Below are 367 nucleotides of genomic sequence, written 5' to 3' on the forward strand. Positions count from 1 at the left end.
CCGATCCTGCTGGCGAAATCGCTGGCGCTGTTTCCGGTGCCCGCGACGCCTTCGACGCCCGGAATCGGCTCGGGAAGGTCAAGAGCGCTGGAGTCAAACACGACAGTAGGCGAACCATAGGGGTTCATTGCCGACGCTGACAAATCCTGGGGTGGCGCAGCAAGCACCGGCGAAGGAGCCGGATCTGCCAGCTGCATTGGGGCCGGCGCGACGGCGCCCTCGGTCTCAAGTGCCTCAGGCACGGCGGCGGGCTGTAAGGCCGGAACGGCCTGTCGGACCGGCGGCTGGGGACGCTGGTCCTCGACACGCGCCGAATTCATGCCCCACAAGGTGGCCATGCCGAGCACCGCGACGATCGCCACGCCGG

Annotated in this window: 1 pseudogene; it reads right to left on the reverse strand. The window is 68.1% G+C overall.

Annotation, left to right across the window (positions count from 1 at the left end):
- A pseudogene (locus tag GRI89_RS17875) lies at nucleotides 1–367 on the reverse strand (TrbI/VirB10 family protein); the annotation flags it as partial.

Source organism: Croceibacterium salegens, assembly GCF_009827435.1.
In the GTDB taxonomy this organism is placed as follows: Bacteria; Pseudomonadota; Alphaproteobacteria; order Sphingomonadales; family Sphingomonadaceae; genus Croceibacterium_B; species Croceibacterium_B salegens.